This is a genomic window from Paenibacillus sp. MMO-58, assembly GCF_037146255.1.
GTDB lineage: Bacteria > Bacillota > Bacilli > Paenibacillales > Paenibacillaceae > Pristimantibacillus.
The window spans coordinates 236,851-250,853 of sequence record NZ_JBBCVY010000005.1 but is presented as its reverse complement, the minus strand read 5'-3'; the positions used below and the strand labels follow the sequence as shown (position 1 = coordinate 250,853).

Annotated in this window: 19 protein-coding genes and 1 pseudogene; 1 reads left to right on the top strand and 19 read right to left on the bottom strand. The window is 49.1% G+C overall.

The window, feature by feature from the left end; all coding sequences use genetic code 11:
* Window positions 1–29: 29 nt before the first annotated feature.
* The 18 genes and pseudogenes from WFJ73_RS17010 to WFJ73_RS16920 all read right to left on the bottom strand — a co-directional run.
* A complete protein-coding gene (locus WFJ73_RS17010) occupies window positions 30–317 on the bottom strand; it encodes a hypothetical protein (RefSeq protein ID WP_336774206.1) in 288 nt (95 codons plus the stop codon).
* A gap of 47 nt (window positions 318–364) precedes the next feature.
* Window positions 365–715: a hypothetical protein gene (locus WFJ73_RS17005; protein WP_336774205.1), complete on the bottom strand. Its 351-nt coding sequence runs from the start codon at window positions 713–715 to the stop codon at window positions 365–367.
* Window positions 716–767: 52 nt separating this feature from the next.
* Window positions 768–1,472, bottom strand: coding sequence for a phage tail tube protein (locus WFJ73_RS17000; protein ID WP_336774204.1), 705 nt, complete (start codon window positions 1,470–1,472; stop codon window positions 768–770).
* Window positions 1,473–1,484: 12 nt separating this feature from the next.
* Entirely contained in the window at window positions 1,485–1,865 is a 381-nt protein-coding gene (gene gp17 / locus WFJ73_RS16995; RefSeq protein WP_336774203.1) for a tail completion protein gp17, read from the bottom strand.
* A gap of 4 nt (window positions 1,866–1,869) precedes the next feature.
* Entirely contained in the window at window positions 1,870–2,325 is a 456-nt protein-coding gene (locus WFJ73_RS16990; protein ID WP_336774202.1) for an HK97-gp10 family putative phage morphogenesis protein, read from the bottom strand.
* Between the two features lie 3 nt (window positions 2,326–2,328).
* Window positions 2,329–2,640 carry a phage head completion protein gene (locus tag WFJ73_RS16985; RefSeq protein ID WP_336774201.1) on the bottom strand — a complete coding sequence of 104 codons (312 nt, stop codon included), beginning with the start codon at window positions 2,638–2,640 and terminating at the stop codon, window positions 2,329–2,331.
* Window positions 2,637–2,942 (bottom strand): head-tail connector protein, encoded by a 306-nt coding sequence (locus WFJ73_RS16980; protein WP_336774200.1) that lies wholly within the window; start codon window positions 2,940–2,942, stop codon window positions 2,637–2,639. The genes WFJ73_RS16985 and WFJ73_RS16980 overlap by 4 nt, the downstream gene beginning before the upstream one ends.
* A gap of 49 nt (window positions 2,943–2,991) precedes the next feature.
* Entirely contained in the window at window positions 2,992–4,185 is a 1,194-nt protein-coding gene (locus WFJ73_RS16975; protein WP_336774199.1) for a phage major capsid protein, read from the bottom strand.
* Window positions 4,186–4,206: 21 nt separating this feature from the next.
* The gene (locus WFJ73_RS16970) at window positions 4,207–4,803 is read right to left on the bottom strand and encodes an HK97 family phage prohead protease (protein WP_336774198.1); all 597 of its coding nucleotides are present in this window, start codon (window positions 4,801–4,803) and stop codon (window positions 4,207–4,209) included.
* Window positions 4,766–6,040 (bottom strand): phage portal protein, encoded by a 1,275-nt coding sequence (locus WFJ73_RS16965; RefSeq protein WP_336774197.1) that lies wholly within the window; start codon window positions 6,038–6,040, stop codon window positions 4,766–4,768. The genes WFJ73_RS16970 and WFJ73_RS16965 overlap by 38 nt, the downstream gene beginning before the upstream one ends.
* A gap of 30 nt (window positions 6,041–6,070) precedes the next feature.
* Window positions 6,071–6,265: a hypothetical protein gene (locus tag WFJ73_RS16960; protein ID WP_336774196.1), complete on the bottom strand. Its 195-nt coding sequence runs from the start codon at window positions 6,263–6,265 to the stop codon at window positions 6,071–6,073.
* Window positions 6,266–6,279: 14 nt separating this feature from the next.
* The gene (locus WFJ73_RS16955) at window positions 6,280–7,974 is read right to left on the bottom strand and encodes a terminase large subunit (RefSeq protein ID WP_336774195.1); all 1,695 of its coding nucleotides are present in this window, start codon (window positions 7,972–7,974) and stop codon (window positions 6,280–6,282) included.
* Entirely contained in the window at window positions 7,971–8,393 is a 423-nt protein-coding gene (locus WFJ73_RS16950) for a hypothetical protein (protein WP_336774194.1), read from the bottom strand. Before WFJ73_RS16950 ends, WFJ73_RS16955 begins: the two co-directional genes overlap by 4 nt.
* Before the next feature lie 204 nt (window positions 8,394–8,597).
* Window positions 8,598–8,795 (bottom strand): hypothetical protein, encoded by a 198-nt coding sequence (locus WFJ73_RS16945; protein ID WP_336774193.1) that lies wholly within the window; start codon window positions 8,793–8,795, stop codon window positions 8,598–8,600.
* 287 nt (window positions 8,796–9,082) lie between these two features.
* Window positions 9,083–9,454 (bottom strand): hypothetical protein, encoded by a 372-nt coding sequence (locus WFJ73_RS16935; RefSeq protein WP_336774191.1) that lies wholly within the window; start codon window positions 9,452–9,454, stop codon window positions 9,083–9,085.
* Window positions 9,455–9,710: 256 nt separating this feature from the next.
* A complete protein-coding gene (locus tag WFJ73_RS16930; protein WP_336774190.1) occupies window positions 9,711–9,968 on the bottom strand; it encodes a hypothetical protein in 258 nt (85 codons plus the stop codon).
* 127 nt (window positions 9,969–10,095) lie between these two features.
* Entirely contained in the window at window positions 10,096–10,464 is a 369-nt protein-coding gene (locus WFJ73_RS16925) for a hypothetical protein (RefSeq protein WP_336774189.1), read from the bottom strand.
* Window positions 10,465–11,115: 651 nt separating this feature from the next.
* Window positions 11,116–11,238, bottom strand: a pseudogene (locus tag WFJ73_RS16920) (DUF1805 domain-containing protein); the annotation flags it as partial.
* Window positions 11,239–11,410: 172 nt separating this feature from the next.
* On the opposite strand from WFJ73_RS16920, the gene WFJ73_RS16915 reads away from it, so the two are divergent.
* On the top strand, window positions 11,411–11,914 hold the full coding sequence (locus WFJ73_RS16915) for a hypothetical protein (RefSeq protein WP_336774188.1): 504 nt from the start codon (window positions 11,411–11,413) through the stop codon (window positions 11,912–11,914).
* Window positions 11,915–11,974: 60 nt separating this feature from the next.
* On the opposite strand, the gene WFJ73_RS16910 is transcribed toward WFJ73_RS16915, so the two are convergent.
* Window positions 11,975–13,876 carry a putative bifunctional diguanylate cyclase/phosphodiesterase gene (locus WFJ73_RS16910; protein WP_336774187.1) on the bottom strand — a complete coding sequence of 634 codons (1,902 nt, stop codon included), beginning with the start codon at window positions 13,874–13,876 and terminating at the stop codon, window positions 11,975–11,977.
* Window positions 13,877–14,003: the final 127 nt, after the last annotated feature.

The following is a 14,003-nucleotide window of genomic DNA, read 5'->3' as shown; positions in this document are numbered from 1 at the left end:
ACAAATAAAAAAGGCGCTCGATTGAGCACCTAGTAAGTCGTGCCGCCGAGAGCCTCGTTTAGTCGTTTCACCTCCGCCAGCATATCTGCAGCGGTTTGTTTCTTCGCTTGTTCTTTCTTGTCTGTGCCGAACACCTTGTCCGCAGAAGGGAACTTCTTAACACGGTTGTAAAGTGCACTAAGGTAAGCACCTTCGACGTGTCGGCGGTCTTCTTTCTTCTCCCGGGCGACCCATTCCTCAATCATCATATTGAGCTCATGAGGGGTCATCTCGTCATACTCATGCACTTTTAGGCCGATCCGGAATGCCGCCCGCATCGATTCCTGCCAGTCGAAAGGGGTATCTTCAGGCGGTTCGTCGCCGTCTACTTCCCCGCCAGCTGCTCGTTTCCCTCAGTGGAAAAATCACCAAACGCATTGGAGAACGCTTTTTGCATCGCTTCGATGATATCGGAGAACTTAGGAGCTTCGTCGAGCAGGTCTTCCATTTGGTCGAGCTTAAGATCCTCGCCATTCTTTTGTGCGTCAGACAGCAGGCCGCAGTAAAGGAATTTCTCGACTTCCTCCAGATCGAAGCTGTTAGCCTCCAGGTCCTCGATGCTCTTACCTGTGATTGCGGAAAGGCGTTTCAAAGCCTTGTGGCCGTACCGCAACTCGCGAGGACGATCCAGATGGATAATGACAACATCGTTATTGTTCTTGTTTTCGCTTGGCATGAATGTTCCTCCTCAAATATATAAAAGCCGGAGCAGAAGCCCCGGCAATGGATTAGGCCGTCTTAACGACTACGACTTCGTATACTTTCGTTGTCTTGCCGGACTCTGTAGCCAAGATCGTGAGCTTTTTGCCGGCGTTCAATGTGACAGGGATTGCAGCGGACGCAGCAGCGCTGGTAAGAGTCTGCGAGAGTACACCATCAATATACAGGGTCAATGTGTGGTTAGCTGCTGTAGCAGTCACTGTAACGCTTGTTGCGGTCACGCCGCTGAATGTGTAGCTGTAGTTGCCGTTCGCAAATGCCGGTGTCAGAGCGCCCCCTGCACCTACGAGAGACAATGCTGTCAAACCGCCGGAAGGTGTAAGGCCGAGTGATGGGGCTCCAGATACTTTGATCGTTGCCTCGAAGCTGACTGCCTCCTCAAGATCGGCGCTTGTGGAGAAGCCTGTTACGACTCCATTGAACGACCAGGATGCGCCAAGGGAAGCGAATAGGATAGTATAAGTATCCGTTGTTCCGTTCTGAAAAGCTGTGTAAAGCGCGGATTGACCGCTGTCGCCGGGGTTAAAGAAACCGGAAAGACTAACTTCGCCAGCGTCCTTGAATCCTCCGATAAATTCGCGGTAACCGCCATTGCTATCCAGTGATGTTACGTCAATCGTATCTGCGGATAATTCGAGACCGCCGATAGATGTGAGCTCGGCAACATAATTGGAGCCGATTTGAATTTTTGTACCAACTGCTCTTTTTGCCACTTGGGTTCCCCCTTAATAGTAAACTTGAAATTCAATAACGCACCGGTGCAACTTCGGCGCTGATTCGTATAGCTCGACAGGCGTTTCGTATGTTAACTCCTGGATATATGGACCATCTGAACCGATCTGCCGTTGCTCAAATGATTCAAGGACTGCAATGACGGCTGCTGTAACTTGTTTCATGCTGCCGTATGTTGGGCAGATGATATTTAACTCAACTGGAACGTTTTTGCCCCCGATATACCCGTTCATGCTCTTCGTCGGCACTCCATAACTCGATTCATAGACCACGTATGGAGCCTTAGGAGCGTTCGTGGCATCAAGTGGGTATATCTTATCAGCCAGCTCAGGAACAGCGCTCAATTCGGCTGTCAGAGCCTCTTCGAATGTCATAAAATCACCCCCCTCTCATTACCTTCATGACTTCTTTGCCGGCAACCTCGACTACCTTGGCCTCAATCGCTTTAACGTTGTTTGTTATGGCATTTCGCAAGTAGCGGTAACCGGGGATGTAGCGGCCGTTTTCAGTCATGAATCCGTACTCCTGGGAGGCCGGATAGTAATAGCGGGTGCCGTCTTTGGCGTACTTCACGAATAAATCATTCTTGGCCGGATCCATCATGATGTCATAAACCTTCTTGCCAATCTTCGTCCGGCGCTCAGCCTTGAGCACAATGCCCTTTTTCAATTCGCCTGTATCTTCTGGCGCGTTCTTCCGGGCTGCTTTCAACGGAATTGTCGCGCCCGCCCGGGCTGCCTTTGTGACAACCTTCTGCGGGACGCGTTCCAATTTGTTCATCATCTTGACGAGGTCGTCCATACCATCAATCTTGAAGCCCTTGTCCTTAGCCACCGTCTACGCCTCCATTGGGAAGCGAGAGCAGATAAGCTCCAGTTTCTCACCAGTCTTCGAAAAGGTTCGGATGATGTGATAGACATTTCCCTCGTAGCACAATTGGGGCTGGTCAGCATATTCCTCCGCCCGCACTTCGAATACGATTTCCGGCTTCATGCCGGCCGCTGCAGCTTGGTAGAATTCCGACTGCCGAACTGATTTCTTATTAGCGAGTATGGGTCCAGACTTAATCGGTTCGCCTTCAACAACTTCGCCATAGCCGTTGCGCCCCTCAGTTGGCTGTAGGAGCTCGACAACATCCTTCCACATCATGACGGTGTCACCTCGACCGTATACTCCTGTGAAAGCGTCAGGTGAGCCTTCAGGGAGTCGTAGGAGGCTTGGAGCCGTTCTGAATCTGGATTGTCGAAGCCAAAGTTAGCCTTGCAGTAGACCGTCACCGCCCGCTTAATCAACGGATCGGTTAAGTCTTCTGTTTTGGCCGGGGATGCGCCAGATAAGCGCAAGTCGTTTTTAGCCGCCTCGATAAGGTCGTTAATCTCGCCATCAAATACCGTGTTGCCCCTGCTGATTCGCAGCGCCGCTTTCATTTCGTCCAGTATCGCCACGATCATCCCTCCAAGGAGAAGGGGCTGCAGCCGTTACCTGCAACCCCTAAGTCAATTAGGCGCCCTTCTTGATGATCAGCACGCCGTCAGAATCGACCAGCTTGCCGTCAGCAATGAGGATGGCCTTGTCTACCCATTGGTTAGTGTCGTGATCCAACCAGCGGTACATTTGAAGCTGCATATTGCTGTTCACGGCGTAGTCGGAAAGCTTGCAGAAGATAGCGATAACGTCGCCAGTTGCAGCGGCGTCGTACGGCTTGATAACGTCGTCTTCGACCAAGATAACCTCTTTGCCGCCGAAGCGCTCCTGTGGGCCGTCTGTGATGCCGTAATTAACGCGACCAATCGGCTGTCCGTCAGTTCCTACCATGCCGTTGATATAGCCGTCGAACGTGCCGGATGCCATGATAAACGAGCCGCCAGCGCGGTAGGAGAGAGGGATCTTCGCAAAGACTTGCTTCTGCCATGCATCCCATTTGCCGATGTCGGTCGAAGCAACAGTGATCTTTTGACCAGCAGCAACGCGAGTATCGACGGTGATACCGAGCGGCTGACCGGAGCCTGTACCTTTGATGATAGCCAAGTCCATAGCTTTGGACATTGCTTCTGCGATGAGATCGATGATTGTTGCTTCGAAGCTTTGCAAAGTAACCGTCTCAGCAAGCAGGGACGTTGCGACTTTGCACTCGAGGCCGAAATAAGTAAACGTGATGGAAGTGTTCGCAGTAACCTTCTGACGGTCAGAAGTAGCAGCTTCTGTAATCCAGGAAGCGGCAGGCTTGAGCGACAGAATAGGAATTTGTACGCCGCCTTTTACATTCAGCTTGCGGACGCGGCTGAAGATATGTCCGGTTGTGTAAAGCTTTTTGAGAATTTCGTCCAGAATTGTAGTAGGGACGACCGCCGTAGCATCAGCTACAGTTGTTTGGGCATTAGCGCGGTATTCATGACCTTGGAATTCAGGAGCCATAACACCCGTCTTGGCGTATTGCATGAAAGCATTACGGTATTCCATAGTGTTAAAGCGATCAGATACAGCAGCAGGTGCGCCAGCCGCAGCAGGGTTAGGAATCGGCGCTGCGCCAGCAGGCAGTCCCGCCATCAAGGCGTTACGAGCTTCGATTTGCGCTTTCTCAGCGTTCAATTGATCAACTTCAGTCTGCAATGCCGCGATGTCTACTTGTCCATCACCCGCCAGCAAGGAGCGGATTTCTGTCATACGAGCAAGGATTTGTTCAAGACGATTCATGGATAATTTCCTCTTTTCGTTTTAGAGTGTGTTCAAAAATAAAAGCAGCCTTTGACGTTGTTCAGCGTCACGGGCTGCTTGTTTTTCTTTTTCGACTTCCGCTTCAAAGAAGCTGCGAGCCGATATATTGGTGTCATCGTAAGCCGGAATCGAAACGGCGGATACGTCATAAACCTTTTGAATTTTCGTGATGGTACGTGTTCTGGTTGCCTGATCGTACTTATCGCCGCCGGGCGCTACCTTGAAGCGGAAGCTCATTTTGTCGACATATCCGTCATGGATCTCTTGGTGAAGTGTTCGTCCCTCAGCCGTACCACCGAGTCGCGCCTCAATCTTCAAGCCGGTATTATCAACCGCCAACTGCAAGGTGTTGTTCTTGGTGCGGGCCATTACTTTACCTTTGTGGTCGTATTGGAAAATCACATCCGACATATCAGCGCCGTCAAATGCGCGGGCGTCAATGACTTCCTTGTATTGCACGCCGGCGTGTTCGAATAGTACAGTCGGAGAATTGAATTTTGCTGCGTAACCATCAGCAATGTATCCAGGTTCTCCCTCAACCAATGCCCGCGCTTCAACGTTAAACGTTCGGATTAGGCGGTTGTCCACCATCGTCATTTTTGTCTTCACCCCCTTTCGGTGCCGTTGCCGGCTGTTTATTCACCTTGCCAAGCTGGTACTCACTGGCCTTGTCGGCGTCAATGAAGTTGAGGCTCATGATGCGCTTCTCGCCATCTTCAATCGGAGGAAGGTTGAATACTTCAAGCCCCTGATTAATCGACATCATGCCACGGTCGACCAGCGTCTCGATGATTTTAACCTTCGTGTCGTTGCTGGCGTACTGGAGTCTGTTGGCTTCGAACACGATCTCATTTCCGTGACCTTGCTCTCGTTCGCTGAACACCTTAGCGGTAAACTCAAGGCCCATCTGCAGGGCAAATGGCTCGATCATGGACTCGTAGAAGGCTCCCCACTCTGCCTCGTTGTACTTGGATTGGACGATTTTATCGTTGGTACCGAAGTAGCTGTTAACCTTGTTCTCCATCGCCATCATTTGCTTGTCATCAATCATTTTCGGATCGTTTTTAAGCTCTTGATATTCGGCTTTTGAATCAGTCGCAGCAATACCGCCATTATTGGCAGCTGACAAATAATCAGCCTGGAACTTATCGGTCTGAGCCTTCATATCTTCTGGTTTTAACATGCTGGTAAACTTCAAAATGCCCCGAATAAACGCCGATGACTTAACCGCGTTGGCTATGCCTTGATTCGTGACTGCGATAAGGTTAAGGACCGGATTCAAAGCCTTTTTATTCGATTCGCCCCACATATCGTCGTTGAAGAAGAACCGTCTCAAATGGATGATATCGAAATAAGGCGCGACGTACTGCTTGCCGTCATAAAACCGGAATCTTACATACATTTCGCCTTGGTATTCCAGCAGCTCTACGCCAGCCGAATTAAGCGGATAGAACCCCTCAATTTTGTTCATGGCATCACGGCGAACCCACACAAACACGTTGTTGCTCATTAAAAACTGAGTTGCTAACCGGTAGTAGAAGATATAGGCGTTCATGAACCGATTCGGCCTTACTTGTAGCAGCCATTCAATATTAGAATTGGTTGGCGGGCCGATCTGACCGTTTATTTTTCGAATGTGTTTCGCCTTGAGCTTGCCGACATTCCTCGCAAACGCATCGACCGTCGACCGAACCGTATCGCTGTCATACCCATCCCCGGCGAAGTCGTAGAAGGTCGGCGAGCTGTTAAGCATCTGCATCTGCGTGTACTGCTGTGGCGGCGGCTGCCTGTTTGTGCCAAATACCATCTGGAAGAATGATCGTTTCTCTTTCAATGTCTCACCTCCTTCCTAACCAAAAGCGCTTTAACCAATCTCACCCTTTTCATACTGTTGGGCAAACTGCTCAATAGGTCCGATAATTAAGCATTCCTGAATAAACTCAGGCGTTAATTCGCCAGTTACGCCAATATCAGAACCGCTATCGAATACGATAACAAAAGCATTAGATTCAATTTCTTCGATTTCCCCGTTATCGTTTGTGATTGTGATTCTAGCCACAAAAAGCCTCCTTTCTAAATTAGTGCTTTGAAGTCCGTCATCTTGTTGAACAGAACCGTATAAGCGATCAGCAGCGAGACAGTACCGTCAATCCGCGCCCTCTGGTTCTTGCCTTTAATCGGCCTGACGTTATCATTGTCATCAGACTTAACAACCGTGTTCGTCAAACACCAAAGAAGTAGTTGGTTCTTGTTGTAGTTAACCCGATTGGCACCAAGATCAGCGGCAAGCTCCTTCATTGGCTGTGATAGCGTCTGATAGCCTTGGCGGACAACCTCCATATTAAAGCCAACTTCACTCATTTCATCGACCCAATACTTGCTATTCCACGGGTCGTAACCAATCCACACCGGTGTTATGTCATATTCCTGGTGCATTCGTTGGAACCAGGCTGTCACATCCTTATAGTTAACCTTGTTGCCTTCGCAAATCGTCAGCCAGCCGCGTTCCAGATAAAGATCATAAGGGATCTTGTCCTCCGTGACCTTCTTCTCAAGCAGTTCCTCTGGAAGGAAGTATTGCTGTATGGTGTATATGGTCGGATCGTCTGGCCGCATAACGAGCAATGTGGCACAGGTAAGGTCCGTTGTACTGGATAAGTCGGCGCCGCCTACAGCGTAAGAGCCACGCAGCATCTCGATGTCATAGAGCGCATCGTTTCGAGCTTCTTCATATGTCAACCAAGCCTCAGCCGAGGTCTCAGGAATATTAAAATCTTTAGTCAGAAGGTTCTTAACCAGCATCGGGTTGGCTTTTGCCTTGGCAACCTTCGTAGCTAACTGATCGGCCTTCTTGATAGTTCCAAGCCCCGGGTTCGCCTTAGACCAGCATGCCGGGTCCTTCCATTCTTCACGGTCATCTAGCTCGTAAATGATGGGCAGGAATCGCTCATGCGGGTCTTCTTCAGGCGGATCGTCTAGCCGGTCAATCTTCTCTTTGGCTTCGTCATATTTTTGATCGTAGACGCTGCCCCGGACCGTGCCTGCCGTCGTGATCATTACAATAAGCGGTTGCTCCCGGGACGTCGTACCATCGACGATAACGTCATACAGGTTCTTGTCTTTCCATGCGTGAATCTCGTCCATCATCGCGCCGTGTACGTTCAGGCCGTCCAGCGTCTCGCTGTCGCTTCCGAGCGGCTTGAATGAGCTATCGTTGGACAGTCCGACAAGCTCGCTCACAAGAGGCTTTATGCGCTTCCTGAGCGATGGGGATTTATTGACCATACGCTTCGCTTCAAGCCAAACGAGCTTGGCCTGGTCTTTCTTCGTTGCGCAGGCGTAGACTTCCGCGCCCGCTTCCTGGTCCGCAACCTGCAGGTACAAACCGATACCGGAAGCAATCGTCGACTTGCCATTTTTCCGACCAACGACAAGAAGCACCTCGCGGTATTTGCGGGTGCCGTCAATTTTATGGATGAAGCCGAATGTCGCGGCGATAAACGCCTGCTGCCACGTCTCCAGCTCGATGGATCTGCCGCCCCATTTGCCTTTCGAGTGCTTGCAGAAGTTCTCGATAAACTCAATGGCGTGATTGGCATGCCTGGCGCTGTATTCGTAAACGGAAGCGTCGTCGTAGACGTCGGAGGCGAGCTTGCTATACATTCGGCGGACCTTCTCGCCAACCATTACCTTGCCGGCCTCAATTTGAGCCCAGTAATCAAGGATCGGGTTATGTTCAAGCGGGTAAAGCTTAAGTGCTGCGGTCATCGGCTATCAACCCATTCGTCATATCCATCGCCCTTACCATTACCAGTGCCGCCCCCACCGGCGTCCGGATCAGGCTTCGGTAAAAGGTCAGATAATTGCTTGATTATGCTCTGATAGTTCTTGTTGAGAGAGTTGTACAACTGTGCTACTGGCCGGACACGTTCGAATGATGGCGCGCCTTCCTTTTGCTTGAATTGTTCTACCGATCCGCCCTCGTTGATGTCCTGCTCGTAATCCTCAAGCGTAACGCGCATGTAGGCAGCCCGACGTATGAGCCCGGCAGCGACTATTTTCGCATCACTCGATAACTTATCGAATATCACCTTAAGTCTTTTCTCCTCGAGGGTAACTCTGGCTTTCTTCGCGCCAATCTCTTTATTCTTCTGTTTTTCCTCATCCGTCAATTTTTGCTTAGGCATTTTTTCACCTCCAATTAGACCCCCTCCCCCTCGCGCGTGACCTGTGTGTTGTTTGAATGGGGCACATCGGTCTTAGCCATCGCCTGTTCGCTTTTTCGAAAGGGGGGGTCTTGCCCTAAAATTTCGAAACGCTTTAGCTGAATGAAGTGGCGAAAAGTCAACAATTATTTTTCTTTTTTCGAAAGTTTTTTGGAATATTTTCGATTAATTCCTGAACACACCGATGATGTAGTGCATCAATAATCGTCCATTGGGATAGGTGAAGTAGGCAGCTCTATTCTCCCTTTGTGCAACCCACTTTGTAATTAAATCGTTCTCGCCTTCTGCTTCTTCAACAGTTGCATGAACATACATAGGCATTGCATTACCTGCTGCAATCATAATCGTGTAGTTTCTAAGCACGACTGAATCCTCTCCCAACAAGTATTAGGTTGCCTTGCTCATCAAACGCTGTGCCCTGTGCTGTAATAGGCTCAGTACTGCCATGGTGCTCAGTGTTGTGGCATAGCTGGCACACGTACTCCAGCAGGTCATGATTGAGCGATACGCTCGGATCGTTAATGTTCTGAGGTGTAAGGTAAACCGTGTGATGGACAATGTAGCCGGCCTCACCACACCGTTCACATAAGCCGTGTACAGATTCGATATAAGCAGCTCTACATATCCGCCATGCTTTGCTGTTATAGAACTTACGAGCCCATGGCTTCATTTGCCTTACCTAAAAGCTCAACCAACTTCTCAGCCTTAGCTAGAGCGACATCAAGCTCTGATGTATCCACGCTAATCTTGATCTCAAGCGGCGGTCTTTTTACTGCTGAACTGCAATTAGGCGGACCGAACAATTTCCCGGGTTCAAGTTCAGACAGAGGAACGATCACTTCTCTCTCCCCATTACCAATCGTTTGCAATGCTTCTTTCGAAACGATTCCTCCTGGATGCATTTTAGCCACTGAAGCGACTGCTTTTAGCAAAATTCCGCACTTAACACATGCACGTCCTTCTAAATAAGGAAGCACCCACTCGCCGCCGCATTCTATACATTCGTAGCGGATAAAAGACATAAATCCAACCCCTTTCTCAGGCAATAAAAAAAGCCACTCCGCAATGTGAGTGACTTCAAAGGATATAAAGGATATAAGGCATGACGTGCGCTTTGCTCGTCACATAAGGCATGGTAGCGCGTAGAACGCGCATTTATATTAAAAGCATACGCTCCTTTGTAACTTTGGAGATAAGAAGACAAGACCATTTTACACATGCCCCAAAATGGCGGTCAATGGGTTTTGCACAAGTTCTCCACAAACGCCGTGGAGTTTTTTATTGAGCATGCCAATTACTGAATTCCAGGAACATCAAGTTGTAATGCTTCTGCTTAATTCGAGCGCTTTTGGTTCGTTTGTAAATAACTGCGCTTCTCCTCAATTTTGGATCATTGCTTTGTTCACAGAATAAAATCACAGATTTCTTAAACTCCTTGAGAAATGTATTTGCTGCACCTGCAATAGATTCAACAATTGGCCGGAACGTAACGGTTAATTGCTCAACGACTCTTTTCAAATCTTCTTCTAAAGACATTTGCATCACCGCCTACAATGAATTTTCGTTGACCATATTGATCTAAATATCTTATAATCAAATCAAATCCGGAAGCACCGGTAATTAAGACAAAGAGCCAGCGGGAAAGCATCCAGCGTGGCTCTTTTTATTTGAAATCCACTCTTGCTATATAAGCATCCCGCATCGTCGCCATTTCACGCTTAGCCACATGCCGCTGCAACGTGATGTTATGAACGTACCCCCGCAGCCGGACCTCGTACTCTTCGCTGTCGTCGTTCTGCTTGACCTTGGTGATTTGCATCTTCAGCCGGCCAACGTTCCTGCGGCTAAGGTTGATATCATCCTCAATCAGCTCCAGAGCCCTTTTACTGGATTTGACGAATAGCTCGCTGAGCGTCATGCCCTCCGCTTTGATCTTATCCATGTTGTTCTTAACCATGTTCTTCACAAAGGGCAAAATGATGTAATCCCTGATCAAGCTGTATTCCTCGTCAGACATTGACTGGCCGTTCATTTACAATCACCTCAAAAGCGATTATATACGAACGGTTGTTTGTTGTTCAAGAATAAATGCCGATAAACTCAGACGAAGTAAGACTCAGTCATTACAAACTCGGCAAGTTTATTTTTTCCGTTACCTTTGATAAGCCTCGCAAGTTGTGTCACTAGGTTGAAGGAATTTCACCTCACAAGCCAAGGTCGGTTGCCACCCGCACGAGCAAGGCTGGCTGATCCGAGACGTTGAGCACCCACGCCGATGCTCGATTCTCAATTTAGGCATAAGAAAAGCGGCACTGGTTACTAAACAGCGCCGCCCGTTTCTCAATTTCCTATGATACAAATATACCACGGTTAAAAGCCAATGGAGCACAATTCACAAGTAATTTCAAAGCATTTTAGAAGCATTTAAAATTTAATGATCAATTACAAGAAACTTAAGCGATTTTATCTAAACCTGAAAGGGACTTTTCAAAGTTGGCAATCACACTGAATCTCGAGTCACAAGGTCACAAAAAAGGTCACAATTTTTAATCACGGTCAGATATTGTTAGTCATCCACAGAAACTTTTAAGCACGATCAAAAACGAGCGGAACGCTTGTCCATACTGGGTTTTTCAGCATTACCAACACAATAATTCTGACATGCAGATTACACATAAAAATGTGCTCCGCACATGATATATCCTCTATCCGTGGAGATGGAGAGCAGGGTTGTTTTCGGCAGCTTCACCTCAACGCCAAGCGCGGTAATACCGTCCCCGAGAGGTATAGGAACCATTCTCATCATTTTGGACACCTCCTTTACTACAGGCCATGACAGGTCAGTTCGAACCGCAACAACATTATATGCAGAAGCTGCAAAGCAGTGTTGGTTTACTTGCTTATTTTTAGGACTATGTGTCCAACCTTTTTGATGATATATTTATAAAGACATTATTAATTTTTAGTCCGGAGGAACTATGAAACCAACACAACCGGCCCGCACAAACTCATACGTATTCCAGGTTGAATTGCTCGTTGAAGGGGACAGCAACGCTGCTGCCTTGGAGAAGCTTTTGAAATCGCTTAACCAAGGCGCTTATGCCGACTATCGCATACTTAACGGAATTCAGCTCGGACAGCTTATCGATCAACGTAAAACGGAACTGCCCGGCAGCCAGCCGGTTCCCGTACCTCTGGCCGCGAAGTCAGCTGCCCAAGCAAATCCGGCTCCTGTACCTCCCGCCGCTTCCGTCGCTTCTGCCGTTCCCTCATCCGGCAATGGACTCGATTCCATCCGGGCATTTATGAAAAGCAATAAATTGATTCGCCTCATAGTGAACAAAGGACTTGGAATCAAGCTCAGCATCCCTTGCCGCATTCTAAACATAGACGAGGAAGGAAATCTGATTACGGTCTATCACGTGGACGAAAAGCAGGTCTATACGTTCAGGCTTAATGAGATCGAGGATTTCCAAGATTAATAAAAAGAAGCTGCCCTCTCGTATTGGACGAAAGGACAGCTTTTTTGTTCGTTAGAAAAATTATTGAATGTAGGCCGCTCCAAGCATTTGCTCGATGTCAGCGCTTGACACCGGAGGACTCCAGAAATAGCCCTGCATCTCATCGCAGTTATGTTTCCGTAAAAACTCCATCTGTTCTTCGTTCTCGACGCCCTCGGCAATGACCTGAATGTTCAGGTTATGCGCCATTGCGATAATAGCCGCAACAATCTCCGCGTCGCTAGGATCCTGTTGAATATCCCTTACGAAGGAGCGGTCGATCTTCAATCGGTCAATCGGGAAGTTCTTTAAGTAATGGAAGGAGCTGTAGCCCGTACCGAAATCGTCTACGCTAATGCCGACTCCCATATCCGTAAGCTCGAGCAGGCAACGGGATACGTGGCCGGTATCCATCGTCATCGATTCGGTGATTTCCAGATCAAGATATTCCGGCTTTAGCCCGGTCTTCTCCAGCACCGAAGCGACCTTAGTCGCCAGATCCTGCTGCACGAACTGACGGATCGAGAGATTGACCGATACCGGCATCGGCGGAAGGCCGGCATCCTGCCACTCTTTGTTCTGCCGGCAGGCTTCCTCCAGCACCCAGTCGCCGATCTGGACGATCATCCCGCTCTCTTCCGCGAGTGGAATAAATTCACCCGGCGGAATCATCCCTTTCGCCGGATGTCTCCAGCGGACAAGCGCTTCGACGCCTACCATCATGCCCGACACCAGATCGTATTGCGGCTGGTAGAGCAAAATAAATTCTTTGCGCTGAATGGCGCGGTACATCTCGTGCTGAAGCGTCAGCCGCTCGAAGGAAGAGTTACTCCAGCTCTCTGAGTAGAGCATGCAGTCGTTCTTGCCGCTCTCCTTCACCTTGACCAGGGCAATATCGGCTTTCTTCAGAAGCGAGTAGCCTTCATCCTCTTTGACAAGGCTGGTTACCGCTCCAAGACTGCCGGTAATATGCAGCGGGAAGCCCTTCAGCTCAAACGGCTCGTCAATGGCGTGCAGCAAGCCGCGTGACAATTCGATCAGCTGCTCTTCCGATTCGATGTCATGGAGCAGCAAGGCGAATTCATCGCCCTCCATCCGGGCTACGATTCCCTGTTCGCCGATCGCACTCGTAAGACGCTCCGCTACCTGCAAGAGCAGCATATCGCCGAATTCGCGTCCAAACGAGGCGTTAACCAGCTTAAACCGGTCCAGATCCAAATAACAAAGGCCAATCATCCGGTCATGCTCTCTGGCAAAAGCAAGGCTTTCATTCAGCCGAATATGGAATAAGGTACGGTTAGGCAGGCCAGTCATATCGTCGTAATAAGCCATGTATCGAATCCGCTCGATATTCCGCTTCCGGTCGCTCAAATCCTGGCTGACGATGACGGTTCCGATCACCTCGTCGTCTCTCAGCATTGGAGAACTGATGATTTGCAGCTCCAGCGGAAAGCCCGAACGATGCGTAATATTAATATTGCGCTGCTCCGATTTTCCTTGGAGCGCATGAGCCAGCATCTCCTGCAGGCTGCTCCTGCTTCCCGGCTCCAGCAGCGGAGCAAGCGGCTTGCCAAGCAGGTCCTGGCGTAAATAGCCCAGCGTATTGCTGGAGGCAACGTTCATCTCCATGATGACGCCATCCCGATCCAAAATCGCCAAGGGAACAGCTTCCGACTGAAGCAGTGTCTCTACGATTGGCGTATGGAAATTCCGGAATCCGATCATTTGCCCGTTCCTGGCAAACAAGATTGCCGTTATTGCAATCGCCAATACGGCAATTATTGACGAAGTCCATTCCAACACGGGGTCGGCATTCCTATACAAGGCCGCTGCACAGAATAGCACAGCCACAATAGCTATCGCAAGAGCGGCTGTCCGCAGCATGACTTGTGGCTGCGAAGCCCGATACCGTCTATTAGGCGAACCGTCCATCCGTTTCGTCACGCACCAACTTCCTTCCTCTTGTCAGGTCAAGCAAGGTTAGATTCATTATAAACGATATGGTCTGTGCGGTATAGAAATATTTACTAAAACAATAAATAATTCTTGTAGAATAAAGGCGTTTTATGTC

Bases quoted from the DNA above. Each gene is read 5' to 3' on its own strand.
- WFJ73_RS17010 (WP_336774206.1), bottom strand. From the start codon at position 317: ATGCGGGCGGCATTCCGGATCGGCCTAAAAGTGCATGAGTATGACGAG.
- WFJ73_RS17005 (WP_336774205.1), bottom strand. From the start codon at position 715: ATGCCAAGCGAAAACAAGAACAATAACGATGTTGTCATTATCCATCTG.
- gp17 (WP_336774203.1), bottom strand. From the start codon at position 1,865: ATGACATTCGAAGAGGCTCTGACAGCCGAATTGAGCGCTGTTCCTGAG.
- WFJ73_RS16985 (WP_336774201.1), bottom strand. From the start codon at position 2,640: ATGATGTGGAAGGATGTTGTCGAGCTCCTACAGCCAACTGAGGGGCGC.
- WFJ73_RS16980 (WP_336774200.1), bottom strand. From the start codon at position 2,942: ATGATCGTGGCGATACTGGACGAAATGAAAGCGGCGCTGCGAATCAGC.
- WFJ73_RS16975 (WP_336774199.1), bottom strand. From the start codon at position 4,185: ATGAATCGTCTTGAACAAATCCTTGCTCGTATGACAGAAATCCGCTCC.
- WFJ73_RS16970 (WP_336774198.1), bottom strand. From the start codon at position 4,803: ATGACGATGGTGGACAACCGCCTAATCCGAACGTTTAACGTTGAAGCG.
- WFJ73_RS16955 (WP_336774195.1), bottom strand. From the start codon at position 7,974: ATGACCGCAGCACTTAAGCTTTACCCGCTTGAACATAACCCGATCCTT.
- WFJ73_RS16950 (WP_336774194.1), bottom strand. From the start codon at position 8,393: ATGCCTAAGCAAAAATTGACGGATGAGGAAAAACAGAAGAATAAAGAG.
- WFJ73_RS16935 (WP_336774191.1), bottom strand. From the start codon at position 9,454: ATGTCTTTTATCCGCTACGAATGTATAGAATGCGGCGGCGAGTGGGTG.
- WFJ73_RS16930 (WP_336774190.1), bottom strand. From the start codon at position 9,968: ATGTCTTTAGAAGAAGATTTGAAAAGAGTCGTTGAGCAATTAACCGTT.
- WFJ73_RS16925 (WP_336774189.1), bottom strand. From the start codon at position 10,464: ATGAACGGCCAGTCAATGTCTGACGAGGAATACAGCTTGATCAGGGAT.
- WFJ73_RS16915 (WP_336774188.1), top strand. From the start codon at position 11,411: ATGAAACCAACACAACCGGCCCGCACAAACTCATACGTATTCCAGGTT.